Raw genomic sequence first — 18,328 nt, 5'->3', positions numbered from 1 at the left:
GCGCGCGCGTGGGGGGAGTTGCGCATCGGGTGCGGTGTCCCTTCTTCGGTGGGGGGCCAAAGGGATGCCGGGTCCGGGCGGTGGGCCTCTCGAAACCCGCACATGAGAGCGCTCTCACTGGCAGATGGAGTGTCGACGTAAGACGCGTTCACGTCAAGTGAGTGGGGCGAACGGGCTCGTCCGGCTCATGGGACCCGAGGGTCCCACGGGGCGAGGGGGCTGCGCCAGCGGCCGGGGGCACACCGAGACTTCCGAGAGGCCGGCCGGTCCGGCCGGTTCGCGCAACCGGGGAGCGCACGGCCCACGACACCCGGCGCACACCACGGGGTCGGACCGGACAGACCACGCGAAGAGGACTGGGCTTTCCCTGGGCATTGTGCTTCACTCGAGCATGCCCACAAAAAGCCCAGCGACAGACCAAGTGGTCGCGGCGCTCGGGGGGTTGCTCCGGCGCGGTCTGCCGGTCACCGGAACCGCCGCCGGTTCCGTCCTCCTCGACCTTCGCGGGATCGTGGCACGAGCCGCAGACCCCACCGACGACGCCAGCCGGACCGCGGCCCTGGACGGCACCTTGCGCGGACTGCTGGCGCGCTACCCCGACAGCAGGTACGCCACAGCTGCCCGAGCGCTGTTCGGCCTGCCACCTGCCGAGCCGGGCCAGACTCTGACCGTGCGGAGGGACCTGGCCGCTGTGCAGGCCGGCCACGAGGTCCACCACTTCCGCAAACGGGTCGAACCGCGGCTGGTCGAGCGGATCGCATGGGAGCTGGTAGCGGACGCCGAGCGCTTCACCCGCTCGCCGCTGATCGCCCCCAGGCTGGCTCCGTCCGGAGGCCGGCAGCCCGTCCAGGCCGACCCGTTCGCCTGGGAGGTCGCCGAACGCGAGGAGCAGCTCAGCCGGTTGTGGTCGGCGATCTACGCCGCCCGCGCCGAACTCCTCGCCGTCGAGCGGCTGATCAGCCTGGACGCCGCACGGGCGGACGTGGTGCGCGCGGCGGTGACGGCAGCATGGCGCTGGTCGGCAGCGCGCGCCCAGGCGATCGACTGCGCCATCGCCTTCGACCCCGACCTCAACGCCTCGCCAGACGAGTGGGTCGCCCTGGCCGGATGGGTACCTCGTTTGACGGACACGCAGGTGTCCCTGTTGACGGAGGCCGCCAGCGGCGATGCGGACCGGGAACGGTTCGTCGCCTCACTGCACGCGGACACAACCGTGGGCACCGCCTGGGTCCAGGGCTTCCTGACACGGTCCGCCTCCGACTCACGCTCTCACACCACGCCGCCTCCCGGAGCGCAGACGAGCTCCCACGTAGAGAACGGACCACTGCCGTGACCACGAACCCGGCCCTGACCGCCGCCCTGCGCGCCGCCTCGACCGGCGATCCACGCCGCTACGTCATCACCGGAGGCCCCTCATCGGGCAAGGACGACCTCTTGGAGGCCGTGCACAGAGCCGAGATCCCGTGCATGGTCGAGGAGCCCGGCCGGGAGATCTACCGCAGGCACCGGGAGCGGCTCGGACGCCATCTGCGGAAGGAGGACCGGCGCGCCTACTCGCTGGAGGTGCTCGAAGCCTTCATCGCGGAGTACAGCGCGCATCGGCACGGGGTCCGCTTTTACAACAGAGGCATCCCGGACGGCTATGGATGGGAGGGCTTCTTCGGGCTTCGGCCGACTCCGCAGTTGGAGGAGGCGACCCGGCGCCACCGCTACGACGCGGTCTTCGTGCTCGACCCGCTCGACACGTTCGAGGACCCGGACGACATCGTATGGGCGAAGGACCGAGAGATCCGCCGCGTCCACGAGCTGATCGTGCAGGGCTACTACGACGCCGGTTACGAGCCGGTGTTCGTCGCTCCCGACTCCGCGTCGGCCCGGCTCGACTTCATCTGCGCCAACCTGCGCCTGCCCAAGCCCAGCCGAGGAGCGTGATCTCGTTGAGCCGTAACGGAAAGCGGTCGTTACTGACCTCCCCCAACAGCGTTCTGGCCAACGCACTGCTGCGATCGATCGACATCCTGCGTCCGCGTGTCCTGGCCACACGCCCGTCTCGACTCGAATTCGTCGTGGGCACCCAGATCAACGGCGCACCGCACCTGGGCACCAATCTGGTCCAGACCGCGGCTTTTCTGCTGGCGAAGGCCGCCCGCCGGGAGTTCTCCATCGACACCGTCGTACGGTTCAGTGCGCTCGACAACGCCCCGCACGATGTGGTGCTCGACCCCGAGACGCACACCGCCTACCAGCAGACGTATTTCCACGCCCTGGGCAAGGACCGGATCAGCGAGCTGATCGAGAGGTACTACCAGGCGTTCTTCGCGTCGCTGTCTCAGGCGACGGACATCGATTACTGGGTTGAGACCTACACCGACCAGCAGGCATCTCCGGGGTTCCGCGCCGAATTCCTGCGGACCCTGGAGCGGTTGGAGGACATCCGCTGGTGGATGGCTCCCTCGCACGGCGTGGTGCATGTCCGGATTCCATGTCCTGAGTGCGGCTGGGCTGAGAAACGCGCCGATCGGACGAGGCTTACGCGGCTCGACGAGGACGGTGCGACTTTCAACGCCGTATGCCTCGATCACGGCCCCTACCGCACCCACATAGACCCTGAGGACGATAAGCCGTACCTCGACCTGGCGACGCTCTACCGAAATCTGGTCAAGGAGCGTGCGCTCGGGCGCGACCCGGACACCCTGCACATCATGATGAAGGGTGGCGACTGGGTCTTCGGCTGTCAGTTGGTCGACGGGGCGCTCGCCGCGCTCGACACGCCGCCCGCGCGGGCGCCCGTCCGGGTCTTCACTCCCCAGGTCCTCGCTCCGACCGGAGCCAAGCTCTCCAAATCCCTGCTACGCGAGAGGGGATCAGGGGCCCTCCCAGCCGACGTCGAGCCATGGATGCTGGACACCGTGGCGTGGCCCGGAACAGTCGACCACTATGTGGACTCACTGGTCTGGATGGTGGGCGAGCTGCTCACCGATCCCAAGCACTTCTTCCGCTCATTCACCGTCAAGGAACTCGGCCGCATCATGGCAGCTCGTCCCACTGAACCCGTCATCCGCGCGCACGAAATGGGCATCTACAAGCGTTACTTCGACCTGATCGCCACCGGACGCAAGACGACCGAGATCCGGGTCAACGACTCCAGCCGCCGTAAGATCAGGCAGGGTTCGCTGATCCGGTTCCACTGCCAGGGTGACCATGTCCTCACACGGGTGACACGGGTCGCGCGTTACGAGAGCTTCGACGAGATGTTCGACCACGAGGAGGTCGCCTCGGTCAATCCGCTCGCCACCCGCGAGGAGCAACTCGCCAACATCCGCCAGATCTACCCGCCCGAGCGGGAAGCCCTGGGAGTCGTCGCCCTCGGCATCGAACTCGTGGGTCCGCCCCGCGTGCTCTGAGAAGCGGCCCGCACATGGCGCAGGCATGGCCTCGCCGCCGAACTGACCCCGTCGTCCACCCGTCGCACTCCGGGAGATCCCCCCATGACCCCTGTGACCCGCCGTACCTTCCTCGGCTCCGCCGTCGCGGCGGGGGCCGCGCTCGGGCTGGAGGCGCTGCCGGGGCGGCCGGCGCCGCGCATGCCGCCACCACCGGCACGATCGCGGACGTGCGGCACGTCGTGGTGCTGATGCAGGAGAACCGCAGCTTCGACCACTACTTCGGGATGCTGCGCGGCGTGCGCGGCTTCGCCGACCGCAGCGGCATCCTGCTGGCCGGCGGGCACAGCGTGTTCGACCAGCCCGACGGCTCGGGGCGGCAGTACCCGTGGCAGTTCAGCGCCACGAAGCCGGCCGGCGGCGCGGACCCCGAGCGGCTGGCGCAGTGCAACGGCGACCTCGCGCACGGCTGGAGCGATCAGCACGCCGCGTGGAACGGCGGCAGGATGGACGGCTGGGTCGCGGCCAAGGGCAATGTGCGCACCCTCGGCCACCTCACCCGCGACGACATCCCGTTCCACTACGCGCTCGCGGACAACTGGACCGTCTGCGACGCCTACTTCTGCTCGATCCTCAGCGCGACCGGGCCCAACCGCACCTATCTGTGGAGCGGCATGATCGACCCGGCGGGCTCCGCGGGCGGCCCGGCGAGCGACGGCGGCGACGAGTCGGGGCTGCGCTGGCAGACCTACGCCGAGGCGCTGGAGGCGGCCGGGGTCAGCTGGAAGGTCTACCAGAACGCCGCGGACAACTTCGGCGACAACGGCCTGGCGTACTTCACCCGGTTCAGCTCGGCGCCCGCGGGCAGCGCCCTGGCGGTCAAGGGCATGGGGTCGGTGCCGAGGACGACCGGCCGCACCCCGGACGACATCGCCGCGGCGATCCGCGCCGACGCGCTCGCGGGCACGCTGCCGCAGGTGTCGTGGGTGGTCTCCGACGAGGGCTCGTCCGAACACCCCTACGCCACGCCGCAGGACGGCGCGCACTTCGTGCACATGGTGATCGACGCGCTCGCCGCGTCGCCCGAGGTGTTCGACTCCACCGTGCTGTTCCTCAACTACGACGAGAACGACGGCTTCTTCGACCACGTGCCGCCGCCGGTGGCCCCGGCCGGCACCGCCGACGAGTTCTACGGCGGGACCAACATCGGCCTGGGCGTGCGGGTGCCGCTGATCGCCGTCTCGCCCTGGTCGCGCGGCGGTTGGGTCAGTTCCGAGGTCAGCGACCACACGTCGGTGCTGCGCTTCCTGGAACGCTGGACCGCGGCCCTCGGCACGCCCGCGACGTGCCCTTCCATCTCGGCGTGGCGGCGCAAGGTGTGCGGCGACCTGACCGGCATGTTCGACTTCGCCCACCCCGTCTACGGGCTGCCGCCGCTGCCCGACACCAGCGCGGTGATCGGCGAGGCGACCTGCGCGCCGCTGCCCAATCCCGCGCCGGTGGACAACAGGCTGCCGCAGCAGGAGTCCGGCACCCGCCCGGCCCGGGCGCTGCCCTACCAGCCGAACGCCAACCTCGCCCCGTTCACGTTCGGTTCGGGCGGTCAGATCCTGGCGTGGATCGACATGGCCAACCAGGGCGCGCCGGCCACCTCGGCCACGCACCTGGCCGCGTACGCCAACGCCCACCGCGGCGGCGGACCGTGGCAGTACACGCTGGACGCGGGCGGCACGGCGAGGGACTTCTTCAACTGCGGCACGGGGTACGGCGGCGGGCCGTACGACCTGTCGGTGATCGGGCCCAACCGCTTCCTGCGGCGTTTCACCGGCGACGCGACGAAGGCCGGCAAGGACTGGAGGGTCACCGCGTCCTACGCCGCCGCGCCGAACACCGGGAAGCTCGCGCTGTGGTTCGCGTTCGCCAACGCGGGCCCCGCCGCGGTCACCTTCACCGTCACGGCGGCCGCGTACCGCGCCGACGGCCCCTGGACGTACACCGTGCAGCCCGGCGGCAGCGTCTCCGACTACTTCAACGCGATGGCGTACAGCGGCGGTTGGTACGACTTCACGATCACCGCGAGCGGCGAGGCGGACTGGTCGCAGCGGTTCACCGGCCGGCTGGAGAACGGCGAGGCCGGCGTGAGCGGTTGATGCCCGCCGGGGCCCGCGTGTGCTGCGCGCCCGCGTGCCGGGCGCGGCACCGAGGGCGTGCCGCCTCACCCGTCGTCGGTGGGGCGGCGCGGCGGGGTGCGGAGCATCGCGGTGGCCTCGGCGGCGGCCCTGGCCGGCCCGCTGGGGCGGGGCAGACCGCGTTCGAGCCGGGGCAGGCCGACGCCGGCGAGCCGCAGGTCGGGCAGGCCCGCGCGGCGGGAGACGACGAGTTCGCCGTGCACGGTGTACTCGATGCCGGTCACGTCGGCCCAGGCGACGTCGTGGCGCCACCACACGGCGCTGAAGCGCAGGCCCTCGGGACGCGCGGTCAGCCGCCATCCCGCGAGTCTGCGGCAGACCTCCAGCAGGAACCACCAGCCCAGGCAGAGCGGGCCGAGCAGGCTCCACCGGTAGGGCTCGGACAGCGCCCGCGCGGTCACCGCCGCGCCGCACAGCACCATCAGCAGCGCGGCGCCACGGGCCAGCGGGCCCGCGTGCCAGCGGACGGGCCCGGGCGCCACGGGCCGCGCCGACAGCGCCGCGAGGGCCGCGACCACCTGGGCCTCGGCGGCGGCGCGGTGGGCGCGCAGCCGGGGGTGCGGGCGGTCGTCGCTCCCGAGGCCGCCGGTTCCGGGTTCGCCGGCCCCCGGGTCGTCGGTTCCTGGTCCGCCCAGTCCTGATCCGCCCAGTCCCGGTCCGCCCAGTCCTGGTCCGTCGCCGAACTCGCCGCTCCCGGGGCTCCCAAAACTCCCGGGGCTCCCAGGACTTCCAGAGCTCCCGCCGCCGAACAGCCTGTCCTCGCGCGGGAGTTCCGCCTCCGGACCGTCCTCCGGACCGTCGAGCGGATCACCGAGGGCGCGCTCACGCGGTCCGTCGGCCGGCGGCTCCTCACGCGGTCCGCGGCGCCCGCCCCGGCGCGTCCCGCCGCGCCTTCGTCCGACGCCGCGGCGTGGGGCGTCGGGCGGGAACGCCGCGCCGCCAGGAGGTCGCGGACCGGCGTAGGGCACGCCGAAGGCGACCGGCGGCACCGGCCACGAGCGGCCGCGCCGGACCGCGGTCGCGCTGATCTCCGCCACCCACTCCCCCGCCTCCGTCGCGGTCGCCACGATGACGTCGCCGCCCTCGCGCGGCACGCCGAACAGCAGCCCCTGCCGCAGCGTCAGCGGGCCGCCCATGCCGCGCGGCAGGTAGTGCAGGGCCGGCCGCAGGCCCTCGCGGTCGTCCGCGGGGAAGACCTCGGTGCGCACGTGCTCCCGGTGCGCCAGCACCCGCAGCACGGGGACCTCGCCGCGCAGCAGCGCGCGGGTGCGGCGCCGGGCGGTCGCCGACAGACCGAGGAACGTGACGCCGCACCCGGCCAGCAGCAGGCCGAACAGCTCACGGCCCGAGCGGTCGCCGTGCGGCTCGGCGGCCAGGCGAAGCCGTGGGCCGTCGATCAGCACGCGCTCGGCGGCGCCCTTGCGGTACCGGCCGAGGGTGCCGATGCTGCGCCGGGTGCCGTCCGGCAGCCGGAGCGTGGTCACCGAGGCGTTCTCGTCGTATCCGACGACGACCGCGGTCAGCGCGGTGGCGGTGCGCGCGGACCGGTCGTCGGCCCGCCCGTCCTCGACGATCCCGGCCAGCACGGAGACGGCCGCGCCGCACAGCAGCAGCCCGGTCGCGGCGCGCAGCAGGCCGCGGCGCCAGGGCAGGAAGCCGCGCGGGCGCGGCGCGACCGCGGTGAGCCCGCCCGCTGCGTCGAGGACCAGCAGCCGCTGGCGGCGGCGCGTCCGCAGCCGGGCCAGCACCGCGGCCCAGCCCCACAGCAGGGCGGCGACCACCAGCGCGTCGGTCACCCGCACCGCCGCGCCGCCCTCCCAGGCGCTGGGCTCCGCCAGCCAGGCCAGCAGCAGCGGCGCGGAGACCAGGGCGAGTTCGGGCAGCACGAACAGCCACACCAGATGCGGCAGGAACAGCATCGTGCCAGGCCGTGTCGGTCCACTGCTCGCGGCACGGTGCCGCGGCGGTGCACTCCGGCGGCGGCCCGTACGCGACCGCCACGGCCACCGCCACCACCAGCGCGATCGCCGGGCCGGCGGGCAGTGCCCACCGGGCGAGCCGTACGCGCGCCCACCGGCCCGCGTCCGCGGCCAGCCACGGTCGCGCCCGCACGTCCGCATACGGCACCCAACTCGTCGTCACCCACGCATTATCCGGCCGCGGGACCCGTACGTCCCGCACGGACGTGCGACGTGCCGGGCGGGGGTCGACGCGGGCGTCGACGCGGGCGTCGACACGGGTGCCGTGCCGGGGGCGGCGGCCGGGCCGGCCGCCGTCGGGGCGTGGCCGCGCGGGCGCGGGCGGCGACGTCCCGGCGGGGCGGCGGCGCGACGGACGAGGTCCGGCCGCGTGGCCGCCCCGCGGGGACGCGGGGTTCAGGCGGGGGTCCGCGGGGGTTCAGGCGCCGGGGCCGGTCGCGGCGTCGTCAGGGCCGAGGCCGGGATCGGGCCCGGCATCGGCCGGCGGCCGGGTCGCCGGACCGGGGTCGGCGACGGGACCGACGCTCGCGTCCGCGGCGGGGTCCGCGGCCGGGTCCGCACCGGGGTCCACGCCGGGCTGTAGAGGTGCGCCCCCGTCCGCGCCGGCCGGTCCGGACGGGACGCCGGAGGTGAGGCGCAGGGCGTCGGCGGCGCCGAGCGCCTCGGGGTCCGCGCGGCGCAGACGTCCCTGTTCCGCCGCCGCGCCCGAGACCTCGGGCGGGTCCGCGGCGGCGGACTCGCCCGGCGACGGGACCGCCCTCGCCTCACCGGCGACGAACTCGGCGATGGCGCGGGCGCTGTCCAGGAACTGCGCGGGGAAGACGATCGTGCTGTTCTTCTCCGCGGCGATCTCGGAGAGGATCTGCAGGTTGCGCAGTTGGAGCGCGATCGGGTGCTCGCCGATGACGTCCGCCGCCTCGGCCAGCCGTCCGGCGCTGCGCGCCTCGCCGTCCGCCGCGATGATCTTCGCGCGCTTCTCCCGTTCGGCCTCGGCCTGGCGCGCCATGGCCCGCTGCATGCTGGGCGGCAGCTCGATGTCCTTCAGCTCCACCAGGAACACCTGCACGCCCCACTGCTGCGTGATCCGGTCGAGGATCTCCCTGATCGCGAGGTTGAGGGTCTGGGTGTCGGTGAGAACCTGGTCCAGGAGCGAGCGCCCGACGATGTTGCGCACGGTGGTCTGGGCGATCTGCCGTACCGCGGCGGCGACGTCCTCGATCTCCACGATGGACTTCACCGCGTCGACCCGGCGGAAGTAGGCGACGGCGGCGACGCCGATCGAGACGTTGTCCTGTGTGATCACCTGCTGCCCGGGGACCGGCATGGTGACCGTGCGCAGGCTGACCTTCGTCATCCGGTCCGCGATCGGGATCATGAACCGGAAGCCGGGCTTGCGCACCCCGCGCAGGCGGCCCAGCCGGAACACGACCCCGCGCTCGTACTGCCGGACGACGGCGATTCCCATGCTCGCCATGGCGCGGCCTCCTCCCGCCCCGCCCCCCGCGTGTGCCTACTCCTCCAGCATCGCTCCGTGCCGGCCCGATGGCGACGGTGGAGCCCACCCCCGCCACGGCGATCCCCGGGGCGGTCTTCGGGCCGCGGCACGGGAGGCGCTGGCCCCCGCGCCCGCCACGACGCGCCCGCTCCCGCCCGCGAGACTTCTCAGGCGTGGGCGGCCGGGCCGGGCTCCCGGGGGGATCGGACGAAGAGCACCGCCTCCACGTCGCCGTGCGGCGCGCTGTAGAAGTGCGGCGCGTCCGCGGCCCAGTGCGCGTGCTCCCCCGGGCCCGCGGTCAGCGGCTGTGCGGGGTCGCCGACGACGGCGGTCCCGGCGAGCACCACGAGGTGTTCGCGCGTGCCGGGGATGTGCGCGGCGGACTCCTGCCGGGCGCCGGCCCTGATCCGTATCCGGAAGACGTCGGTGACCGCGCCGCCGTGTTCGTGCCGTTCGGTGAGGACCGCGGTGACCGCGGCGCCGGAGATGCCGGCGTGCCCGCCCGCGCCCGCCGCGCCGCCGGGGCCGCCGGGGCCGCCGCCGTCCCCGGCCGCGCCCGCCGCCGCGCGCGGGTCGGTGAGCGCCGCGCTGAGCGAGACGCCGAGCGCGGTGGTCAGCGCGTAGAGCGTCTCCAGCGTGGGATTGCGGCGGCCGGCCTCCAACTCGGACAGCGTGGCCTTGCCGGTGCCCGAGCGGCGGGCCAGCGCGGAGAGCGACAGGCCCCGGTCCTCGCGCAGCTCCCGCAGCCGCCTGCCGACTCGCTCGTTCAGCTCCATCGCCCGCTCCGGCCCTCCTTTGCCGCGTCCTCGGCGCCGCCGGTCGATTGACGTGCCGCCGGGGACGACTCTAGTGTTCCACATACGGAACGTTCCGTTTGCGGAACGCACCCGGCCGCGCGACCGCGGGCGCGCGGTGCCGCCGCCGCGCACTCGGCGCACCGCACGCCGGCCGCACGGTCGGGCGCCGCGCATCCCCACGCCCGCACACCGGCACGCCCGCACACCGGTACGCCCGCACACCCGCACACCCGCACGCCCGGACACCCGCACACCCGCGTCGACACACCCGCACATCCGCCCCGGGGGATCTCCATGGCTCCGCACTCCGCCCGCACCGCCCCGCGCTCCGCACGTGCGATACGCGCCGTACGCGCCGTCGCACCGCCCTCCGCCGTCACCGCCGGACTGGTCACCGTCCTGGTGGGGGTGACCAGTTCGGCGGCCGTGGTCTTCACCGCGGCGCGGGCCGCCGGCGCGGACTCCGCAGAGGTGGCCTCCTGGATGCTGGCGCTCGGCGTGGGCCTGGGCGCGACGTCCATCGGGCTGTCGCTGCGCCACCGCGTCCCCGTGGTCACCGCGTGGTCGACGCCGGGCGCGGCGCTGCTGGCGACCGGGCTGGTGGGCGTGCCGATGGCCGACGCGGTCGGCGCGTTCCTGCTGTCGGCCGTGCTGATCCTGCTCAGCGGGGTGACCGGCTGGTTCGCCCGGGTGATGGACGCGGTGCCGGTGCCGCTGACGGCGGCGCTGCTCGCGGGTGTGCTGCTGCAGTTCGGCACCGGCTTGTTCAGCTCGATGCACGGCGGCTTCCGGATCGCCTTCCCGATGTTCGCGGCCTACCTGGCCGCCCGCCGCTTCCTGCCGCGCTACGCGGTGCTGTTGGCGCTCGCCGCGGGCGTCGCGGCCACCACCGCGACCGGCGGCTGGCACGCCGGCGGGGTGCGGCTGTCCCCCGCCGCGCCGGTGTTCACCGCGCCGCACCTGGGCTGGCACACCCTGCTGGGCGTGGGCGTGCCGCTGTACGTGGTGACCATGGCGGGGCAGAACCTGCCGGGCGTGGCGGTGCTGCGCGGCGCCGGTTACGACGTGCCGATCTCGCCGCTGCTCGGCTGGACCGGCGCGGTGAACGCGGTGCTCGCGCCGTTCGGCGCCTTCGGCCTCAACCTGGCGGCGATCACCGCCGCGATCTGCTGCGGCGAGCAGGCCCACCCGGACCGCGCCCGGCGCTTTCTGGCCGCGGTCTGGGCGGGCGTGTTCTACCTGTGCGTGGCGCTGCTCGCCGGGACGATCGGCGCGCTGCTGACCGCCATGCCGCCGGCGCTGGTGCTGGGCATCGCCGGGATCGGGCTGCTGGGCACCATCGGCGGCTCGCTGCACAGCGCGCTGGCCGACGAGGGGATGCGCGAGGCCGCGGTGGTGACCTTCGCGGCGACCGCGTCCGGCGTGACGCTGCTCGGCATCGGCTCCGCCTTCTGGGGCCTGCTCGCCGGGGCCCTCACCGCCGCGGTCACCCGCGGCGGCCTGCGGCCGCGGCCCGACCGCGCGGCCGTGGAGGCGGCGGAGCGCGACGCGGCGCCGGCGCAGGACGGCCGCGCGGCGGCGGACGCGGCGACGGCGCCGGCCCCGTAGAACCCCCGCGGCAGCCGGTCAAAAGGTCTGGATCAGGGCGGGGGCGCCGGCGAGCGGCGCGGTGCTCTTCCTGACCACCAGGCTGGTGGCCAGTTCCATCCGGGTCGCGGCGCTCTCCGGACCGCCGGGCCGCAGCAGCATCCGCGCGCCGGCCTCGGCCATCTTGCGCAGCGGCTGGCGGACCGTGGTCAGCGCGGGGCGGGACCAGCGGGCCACCGCGACGTCGTCGTAGCCGACCACCGACAGGTCCTCCGGCGTGCGCAGTCCGCACGCCGCGGCGGCCTCCAGCACGCCGATCGCCTGCAGGTCGCTGCCCGCGAAGACGGCGGTGGGCCGGTCGGGCCGGCCCAGCATGTCCAGCGCGTGGGCGTAGCCGCCCTCGACATGGAAATCCCCGTACGCGATCAGCTCCGGGTCGATCTCCAGGCCCGCGGTGGTCATCGCCGAGCGGTAGCCGTCCAGCCGGGCCAGCGAGCACATCATGTCCTCGGGCCCGGTGATGATGCCGATCCGCCGGTGCCCGTACTCGATCAGGTGGCGCGTCGCGGCCAGCCCGCCGGACCAGTTGGCCGAACCGACCGAGGGCACGTCGGGCTCGGGGTCGCCGGCCGGGTCGATGATGACGAAGGGGATCGACCGGGACCTGAGCTGCTGCTTGAACCCCTGCGGCAGCGAGGAGAAAACCAGGATGACGCCCACCGGGCGGCGCCGCAGCACGCCCTCGATCCACTCCGGACCGGGCGAGTGCCGGGTGCCGCTCTCGGTCAGCACCACGCTGGCGCCGTTGTCCTTGGCGACCGCCTCGACGCCCAGGATCAGCTCCATCGCCCAGATCGCGTCGAGTTCGTGGAAGACGATCTCGATCAGCGGCGCCTCGGGCGCGGCCCGGGTGCTCCTGCGGTAGCCGTGCTGCTCCAGCAGGCGCTCGATCTTCAGTCGCGTCGGCGCGGAGACGTCCTGCCGTCCGTTGAGCACCTTCGAAACTGTCGAGATCGACACCCCGGCAGTTTCGGCGACCTGGGCCAGGGTCACCCGGCCCGTCTCCCCTGCAACATCCATGCACCGCAGCGTACGGCACTTCCCGCGACACCCCACGGTAACGCTTTGATAACCAGGAACCCGAGGGTTGACCCCCTCCAGGCCGCACCTTAGCGTCGCAGCGCGCAGCAAATTTCGGCGAAGGTGCCGAAACTTTTCGAAAGGCTGGACGATGAAGAAGCGCGCTTGGCTCCCACGCGCCGCCGCAGGCGGCACCGCTCTCGTGCTCGGCCTAACCCTCGCCGCCTGCGGTGGCGGCGGCAGCGGTTCGGGTGGCGGCTCCGGTTCGTTCCACGTGCTCGTCTACGGCGACGCGAACAACAAGGTCGAGAAGCAGCTCGTCGACACGTTCAACAAGACCTCGAAGGTCAAGGCCGTCCTGGACACCATCCCGGGCGCGGACTACCAGCAGAAGCTGCAGACGATCATCAACACCAAGCAGGCCCCCGACGTCTTCTTCGACTGGGGCGCCGGCAGCATCCAGCCCTTCGTCAAGGCCGGCCTCCTCCAGCCCCTCGACGGCATGATCGCCAAGGACCCGGGACTCAAGAGCAACTTCCTGCCCTCGGTGTTCAACACCGCGGTGGTGGACGGGAAGTCCTACGGCATCCCGATGCGCGGAACCCAGCCGGTGCTGCTGTTCAACAACCAGAAGGTGCTCGCCGACGCCGGACTGAGCGCGCCGAAGACCTGGGACGACCTGCTCAACGCGGTCAGCGTGCTGAAGTCCAAGGGCAAGACGCCGATCGCGCTCGGCGGCGGCGACCAGTGGCCGACGCTGATGTGGTTCGAGTACCTCTACGACCGGGTCGCCGGCCCCGGCCTGTTCGAGAAGGCGATGGGCGGCGACAAGAGCGCCTGGGACAGCGCGGACAGCCGCAAGGCGCTGAGCATGCTCAAGCAGCTCGTCGACGCCGGCGCGTTCGGCAAGAACTTCGACTCCGTGAAGTACACCGACGGCGGCTCGGTGGCCCTGGTCGCGACCGGCAAGGCCGGCTTCGAGCTGATGGGCTCCTGGTACTACTCGCAACAGCAGACCGACCACCCGGACTTCGCCAAGAGCGGCCTGGGCTACAGCTCCTTCCCGACCGTGCCCGGCGGCAAGGGCGACCCGAACGACATCGCCGGCAACACCAACAACTACTACTCGGTGATGAAGAAGGCGAAGAACCAGGACGCGATAGCGCAGTTCCTGAAGCTGATGTACAGCGACGAGTTCGTGAAGGCCCAGCTGTCCATCGGGAACCTGCCGACCACCACCAACACCCCGCAGTTCCTGAACACCTCGGCCAACCCCGCGTACTCGCAGTACCAGTACGACCTGGTCAAGAAGGCCCCGTCGTTCCAGCTGTCGTGGGACCAGGCGTACCCGCCGTCGGCGATGACGCCGATGCACCAGGCCGTCCAGGAGTTCTTCGACGGCAAGCTCGACGCCGACGGCTTCATCAAGGCCATGCAGGCCCTGCCGACGTCCTGACCGGAAGCGCAGACATGACCACCACCACCTCACCGGTGGCCAGGCGCCGGACCGGCCGGACCGCCGGCCGGTCCACCGGCCGGTCCGGCGCCGCGGTGATCCGCCCGGGCTTCGCCTGGGCGGTCCCCGCCACCTTGTTCTTCGTCCTGTTCGCCGTGCTCCCGCTGGTGCTGGTCGCGGTGCTCTCCTTCACCTCCTGGAACGGCCTCGGGTCGCCGCAGTGGACCGGCGTGGACAACTGGAAGGCGCTGATCCACGACCACACGATGATCCAGAGCCTGTGGCTCAGCGTGCTGATCACCGTCCTCGGCGTGGTGGTGCAGACACCGCTGAGCCTGCTGCTGGGCGTGTGGGCGGCCGGCCGGCAGCGCAATCGCGCGGTGCTCTCGGCGGTCTACTTCATCCCGCTGCTGCTGTCCGCGACCGCGATCTCGGTGCTGTGGCGGGCGCTGCTCGACCCGAACTTCGGCGTGCCCGCCCAGGCCAAGTGGCTGTTCGGCGACGGCAATCTGCTGGGCATGCAGTCCGGTGCGATCGGGGTGCTGGTGTTCGTCGGCGCCTGGCAGTACACGCCGTTCCACACCCTCATCTACCAGGGCGCGGCGCGGGCCATCCCGCAGGTGCTCTACCAGGCGGCGGCGATCGACGGGGCGAGCACCCTGCGGCAGTTCTGGCACATCACGCTGCCGCAGCTGCGGAACACGATGATCACCTCGATGATCCTGATGGTCGTCGGCGGCCTCACCACGTTCGACACCGTGCTGATCCTCACCCAGGGCGGTCCGGGCACCGACACCACCATCAGCGCCTACTACATGTACCAGAAGGCGTTCAAGGGCTTCGACTTCGGCGGCGGCTCGGCCATCGCCCTGGTCCTGGTGGTCATCGCCACGGTCGTCTCGCTGGTCGTCGTGCGCTTCTCCGGCTACGACAAGATGCGCAGCTCCGCGGAGGGCCTGTGATGAAGCAACGCCCCAACTACCTCGCCGGCTTCGCCTCGCTCGTCTGGTTGTTCCTGATCGGGCTGCCGCTGTACGTGATGCTGGCCGCGACGCTGCGCACCCGCAGCGACTATGCGGACAACGGCCCGCTGTCCTTCCCCCGGCACTGGACGCTGCACAACTACACGCAGGACTTCTCCAACGGCTTCGGGAAGTTCTTCCTCAACACCGTCTGGGTCACCCTCGCGGTGGTGGCGATCGTGCTGCTGCTGGTGCCGCCGCTGGCGTACGCGATCGTGCGCAGCCGCGGCCGGCTGACCACCGGCGTCTTCCGGCTGTTCCTGCTGGGCCTGGCGATCCCCGCGCAGGCGGTGATCGTGCCGATGTTCTACGTGATCAGCAAGGCCGGGCTCTACGACAACCTGATCGGCGTGATCCTGCCGACCGCGGCGTTCTCGCTGCCGGTGTGCGCGCTGATCCTCACCGGCGTGATGCGGGACATCACCCCGGACCTGTACGAGGCGATGGCCATGGACGGCGCGCCGCCGTGGCGGGTGTTCTTCCAGCTGGTGCTGCCGCTGTCGAAGGGCGGGCTGTCCACCATCGTGGTCTTCTCCGCGCTCCAGGCGTGGAACGGCTTCCTGTTCCCGCTGGTGCTGACCCAGTCGGACTCCTCGAAGGTCATCACCCTCGGCCTCTACAACTTCCAGACCGAGCACGGCATCGACATCCCCGGCGTGCTGGCCGCGGTCGTGCTGTCGATGCTGCCCATCTTCATCGTCTACCTGTTCGCCCGCCGTGCCCTGGTCCAGGGGCTGATGGGCGTCGGAGGAAAGTGACCGGCACCGTGGTCGAAGAGACAGATTCCGCTGCTCCCGCCTGGCGGGACCCCTCGCTCGCGCCCGAGACCCGGGCGGACGCGCTGATCGCCGCGATGACCCTCCAGGAGAAGGTCGCGCAACTGTTCGGCGTGTGGGTGGGCGCGTCCGACGAGGGCGGCGAGGTCGCGCCCTTCCAGCACGAGATGGAGGAACCGGTGGACCTCGGGTCGCTGCTGCCGCAGGGACTCGGACAGCTCACCCGGCCGTTCGGCACCGCGCCCGTCGACCCCGCGCTGGGCGCGCTGTCGCTGCTACGCACCCAACGGGCGATCATCGCGGCGAACCGTTTCGGGATACCCGCGCTGGCCCACGAGGAGTGCCTGGCCGGCTTCGCCGCCTGGGGCGCCACCGCCTATCCGGTGCCGCTGGCCTGGGGCGCGACGTTCGACCCGGAGCTGATCGCCGAGATGGCCGGCCGGATCGGCCGCGACATGCGCGCGGTCGGCGTCCACCAGGGCCTGGCCCCGGTGCTCGACGTGGTGCGCGACGCCCGCTGGGGCCGGGTCGAGGAGACCGTCGGCGAGGACCCGTACCTGGTGGGCACGGTCGCCACCGCCTATGTGAAGGGCCTGGAGTCGGCCGGGATCGTCGCCACGCTCAAGCACTTCGCCGGCTACTCCGCCTCCCGGGCCGGGCGCAATCTGGCGCCGGTCGGGATGGGGCCGCGGGAGTTCGCCGACGTGATCCTGCCGCCGTTCGAGATGGCGGTGCGCGAGAGCGGCGTGCGGTCGGTGATGAGCGCCTACACCGACATCGACGGTCTGCCCTCGGCCGCCGACGCCGGACTGCTGACCGGGCTGCTCCGGGACACCTGGGGCTTTTCCGGCACGGTCGTCGCCGACTACTTCGGCATCGCGTTCCTCAAGACGCTGCACGGCGTGGCGGGCACCCTCGGCGAGGCCGCGGGCGCGGCGCTCGCCGCGGGCGTGGACGTCGAGCTGCCGACGGTGAAGGCGTTCGCCGAGCCGCTGCTCAAAGCGATCGCCGACGGGACGGTGGACGAGGCGACCGTCGACCGGGCGCTGCGCAGGGTGCTCGCGCAGAAGGCCCAACTCGGTCTGCTCGACCCGGACTTCGACCCGGTGCCGGCGGCGCTGGCCGGCGCCGACCTGGAGGACGCGGGCGCGCTGCGCGGCTCGGTGGACCTGGACACCGCGGACAACCGCGCGGTCGCCCGCAAGGTCGCGGAGCAGAGCGTGGTGCTGCTGCGCAACGACGGCATCCTGCCGCTGTCCCGCCCGGCGCGGATCGCGCTGATCGGTCCCAACGCCGATGTGCCGACCGCGGTGCTGGGCTGCTACTCCTTCCCCGTGCACGTCGGCTCGCAGCACCCGGAACTGCCGCTGGGCATCGAACTGCCCACCCTGCGCGAGGCGTTGGCGGCGGAGTTCCCGGACAGCGAGATCACCTGGGCGGTCGGCGCGAGCGTGGACGGGCCGGACACCGGCGGGATCGCCGAGGCGGTGCGGCTGGCCGCCGGGGCGGACGTGGTGGTGCTGGCGCTGGGCGACCGGGCCGGGCTCTTCGGGCGCGGCACCAGCGGTGAGGGCTGCGACGTCGAGTCCCTCGAACTGCCGGGCGTGCAGCGGCGGTTGCTGGACGAGCTGCTGGACACCGGCACCCCGTTGGTGCTGACGCTGCTGGCCGGGCGGCCGTACGCGCTCGGCCGGGCGGTGGACGAGGCCGCGGCGGTGGTGCAGACGTTCTTCGCCGGCGAGGAGGGCACCGGCGCGGTCGCGGGCGTGCTCAGCGGACGGGTCAACCCCTCCGGGCGGCTGCCGGTCAGCGTGCCGCGCCGGCCCGGCGTGCAGCCGTCGACGTACCTGGCCGCGCGGCTGGGCCAGAGCAGCGAGGTCTCCAGCATCGACCCCACCCCCGCGTACGCCTTCGGGCACGGGCTGTCGTACACCTCGTTCCACTGGACGGAGCTGGAGGTGGAGAGTCTGCGGTGCGACACCGCGGGCGAGGTCCGGCTGGCGTTCACCGTGCGCAACACCGGCGACCGCGAGGGCGCCGAGGTGGTGCAGGTGTACGCGCACGACCCGGTGGCCTCGGTGGTGCAGCCGGTGCAGCGGCTGATCGGCTACCGGCGGCTGGAACTGGCGCCCGGCGCCGCGGCCCGGGTGCGCCTGAGCGTGCCCGCGGACCTGGTGAGCTTCACCGGGCGCGACGGGCGGCGGATCGTCGAGCCGGGAGAGCTGGAACTGCGGCTCGGCGCGTCGTCCGCGGACCAGCGGCTGACGGTCGCGTGCACCCTCACCGGCGAGGTGCGGCAGCTCGACCACACCCGCCGGCTGCACGCGCGGTGGGAGGTCGAGGAGCCGGCCGCGCGCTGAACTCCCGGCGCGGCGGCGGGCGTCAGGGCCCGCGCGTCGAGTCCCGGGGCGCCGGGCTCGGCGTCGAGGCCCGGCGCAGGTCGGCGCCGCGCGGTGCGGGTCGTGCCCGTCACCGCGCGGCGCCGCGGCGCGTCAGCGCGCGGACGGACCGCCGCCGGGGCCTCCGGCCGGCGTTGCGCCGGGCTCCGCGCCGATCCCCGTACC

The 18,328-nt window shown here is 73.0% G+C and carries 12 protein-coding genes and 1 pseudogene; 9 read left to right on the top strand and 4 right to left on the bottom strand.

The window, feature by feature from the left end:
* The first annotated feature begins 511 nt into the window (after positions 1–511).
* The 4 genes and pseudogenes from VSR01_RS36190 to VSR01_RS36175 all read left to right on the top strand — a co-directional run bounded on the left by VSR01_RS36190 (position 512) and on the right by VSR01_RS36175 (position 5,533).
* Positions 512–1,333, top strand: coding sequence for a hypothetical protein (locus tag VSR01_RS36190; protein ID WP_326453197.1), 822 nt, complete (start codon positions 512–514; stop codon positions 1,331–1,333).
* A complete protein-coding gene (locus tag VSR01_RS36185; RefSeq protein ID WP_326453196.1) occupies positions 1,330–1,932 on the top strand; it encodes an ATP-binding protein in 603 nt (200 codons plus the stop codon). Before VSR01_RS36190 ends, VSR01_RS36185 begins: the two co-directional genes overlap by 4 nt.
* Positions 1,933–1,937: 5 nt before the next feature.
* Complete coding sequence (locus tag VSR01_RS36180; protein WP_326453195.1) at positions 1,938–3,404, top strand: ASCH domain-containing protein; 1,467 nt, start codon at positions 1,938–1,940, stop codon at positions 3,402–3,404.
* Between the two features lie 84 nt (positions 3,405–3,488).
* Positions 3,489–5,533 (top strand): annotated as a pseudogene (locus VSR01_RS36175) (phosphocholine-specific phospholipase C).
* 65 nt (positions 5,534–5,598) lie between these two features.
* Here the strand turns inward: VSR01_RS36175 and VSR01_RS36170 are convergent.
* The 3 genes from VSR01_RS36170 to VSR01_RS36160 form a co-directional block, all read right to left on the bottom strand.
* Positions 5,599–7,491 carry a hypothetical protein gene (locus VSR01_RS36170; protein ID WP_326453194.1) on the bottom strand — a complete coding sequence of 631 codons (1,893 nt, stop codon included), beginning with the start codon at positions 7,489–7,491 and terminating at the stop codon, positions 5,599–5,601.
* 478 nt (positions 7,492–7,969) lie between these two features.
* Positions 7,970–9,025, bottom strand: a complete 1,056-nt coding sequence (locus VSR01_RS36165) for a slipin family protein (protein WP_326453193.1) — start codon at positions 9,023–9,025, stop codon at positions 7,970–7,972.
* A 188-nt stretch (positions 9,026–9,213) separates the two neighbouring features.
* Positions 9,214–9,822 carry a helix-turn-helix domain-containing protein gene (locus tag VSR01_RS36160; protein WP_326453192.1) on the bottom strand — a complete coding sequence of 203 codons (609 nt, stop codon included), beginning with the start codon at positions 9,820–9,822 and terminating at the stop codon, positions 9,214–9,216.
* Between the two features lie 315 nt (positions 9,823–10,137).
* Here VSR01_RS36160 and VSR01_RS36155 point away from each other — a divergent pair, with 315 nt between their 5' ends.
* Entirely contained in the window at positions 10,138–11,451 is a 1,314-nt protein-coding gene (locus VSR01_RS36155; protein WP_326453191.1) for a benzoate/H(+) symporter BenE family transporter, read from the top strand.
* An 18-nt stretch (positions 11,452–11,469) separates the two neighbouring features.
* On the opposite strand, the gene VSR01_RS36150 is transcribed toward VSR01_RS36155, so the two are convergent.
* Positions 11,470–12,510 carry a LacI family DNA-binding transcriptional regulator gene (locus tag VSR01_RS36150; RefSeq protein WP_326453190.1) on the bottom strand — a complete coding sequence of 347 codons (1,041 nt, stop codon included), beginning with the start codon at positions 12,508–12,510 and terminating at the stop codon, positions 11,470–11,472.
* 151 nt (positions 12,511–12,661) lie between these two features.
* Here VSR01_RS36150 and VSR01_RS36145 point away from each other — a divergent pair, with 151 nt between their 5' ends.
* From VSR01_RS36145 to VSR01_RS36130, 4 genes are read left to right on the top strand one after another with little or no spacing between them, the layout of a single operon-like run.
* A complete protein-coding gene (locus tag VSR01_RS36145) occupies positions 12,662–13,966 on the top strand; it encodes an ABC transporter substrate-binding protein (RefSeq protein ID WP_326453189.1) in 1,305 nt (434 codons plus the stop codon).
* 14 nt (positions 13,967–13,980) lie between these two features.
* On the top strand, positions 13,981–14,928 hold the full coding sequence (locus VSR01_RS36140; RefSeq protein WP_326453188.1) for a carbohydrate ABC transporter permease: 948 nt from the start codon (positions 13,981–13,983) through the stop codon (positions 14,926–14,928).
* Complete coding sequence (locus tag VSR01_RS36135; RefSeq protein WP_326453187.1) at positions 14,928–15,746, top strand: carbohydrate ABC transporter permease; 819 nt, start codon at positions 14,928–14,930, stop codon at positions 15,744–15,746. The genes VSR01_RS36140 and VSR01_RS36135 overlap by 1 nt, the downstream gene beginning before the upstream one ends.
* Positions 15,743–18,124, top strand: a complete 2,382-nt coding sequence (locus VSR01_RS36130) for a glycoside hydrolase family 3 N-terminal domain-containing protein (RefSeq protein WP_442785618.1) — start codon at positions 15,743–15,745, stop codon at positions 18,122–18,124. The genes VSR01_RS36135 and VSR01_RS36130 overlap by 4 nt, the downstream gene beginning before the upstream one ends.
* Positions 18,125–18,328: the final 204 nt, after the last annotated feature.

Source organism: Actinacidiphila sp. DG2A-62 (genome assembly GCF_035825295.1).
Taxonomy (GTDB): Bacteria; Actinomycetota; Actinomycetes; order Streptomycetales; family Streptomycetaceae; genus Actinacidiphila.
The sequence above is the reverse complement of the archived record's forward strand: the minus strand, read 5'-3'. Positions and strand labels throughout refer to the sequence as shown.

Coding starts and splice junctions, on each gene's coding strand:
- VSR01_RS36170 (WP_326453194.1), bottom strand. CDS start 7,491: ATGCTGTTCCTGCCGCATCTGGTGTGGCTGTTCGTGCTGCCCGAACTC.
- VSR01_RS36135 (WP_326453187.1), top strand. CDS start 14,928: ATGAAGCAACGCCCCAACTACCTCGCCGGCTTCGCCTCGCTCGTCTGG.
- VSR01_RS36150 (WP_326453190.1), bottom strand. CDS start 12,510: ATGGATGTTGCAGGGGAGACGGGCCGGGTGACCCTGGCCCAGGTCGCC.
- VSR01_RS36165 (WP_326453193.1), bottom strand. CDS start 9,025: ATGGCGAGCATGGGAATCGCCGTCGTCCGGCAGTACGAGCGCGGGGTC.
- VSR01_RS36145 (WP_326453189.1), top strand. CDS start 12,662: ATGAAGAAGCGCGCTTGGCTCCCACGCGCCGCCGCAGGCGGCACCGCT.
- VSR01_RS36140 (WP_326453188.1), top strand. CDS start 13,981: ATGACCACCACCACCTCACCGGTGGCCAGGCGCCGGACCGGCCGGACC.
- VSR01_RS36155 (WP_326453191.1), top strand. CDS start 10,138: ATGGCTCCGCACTCCGCCCGCACCGCCCCGCGCTCCGCACGTGCGATA.
- VSR01_RS36160 (WP_326453192.1), bottom strand. CDS start 9,822: ATGGAGCTGAACGAGCGAGTCGGCAGGCGGCTGCGGGAGCTGCGCGAG.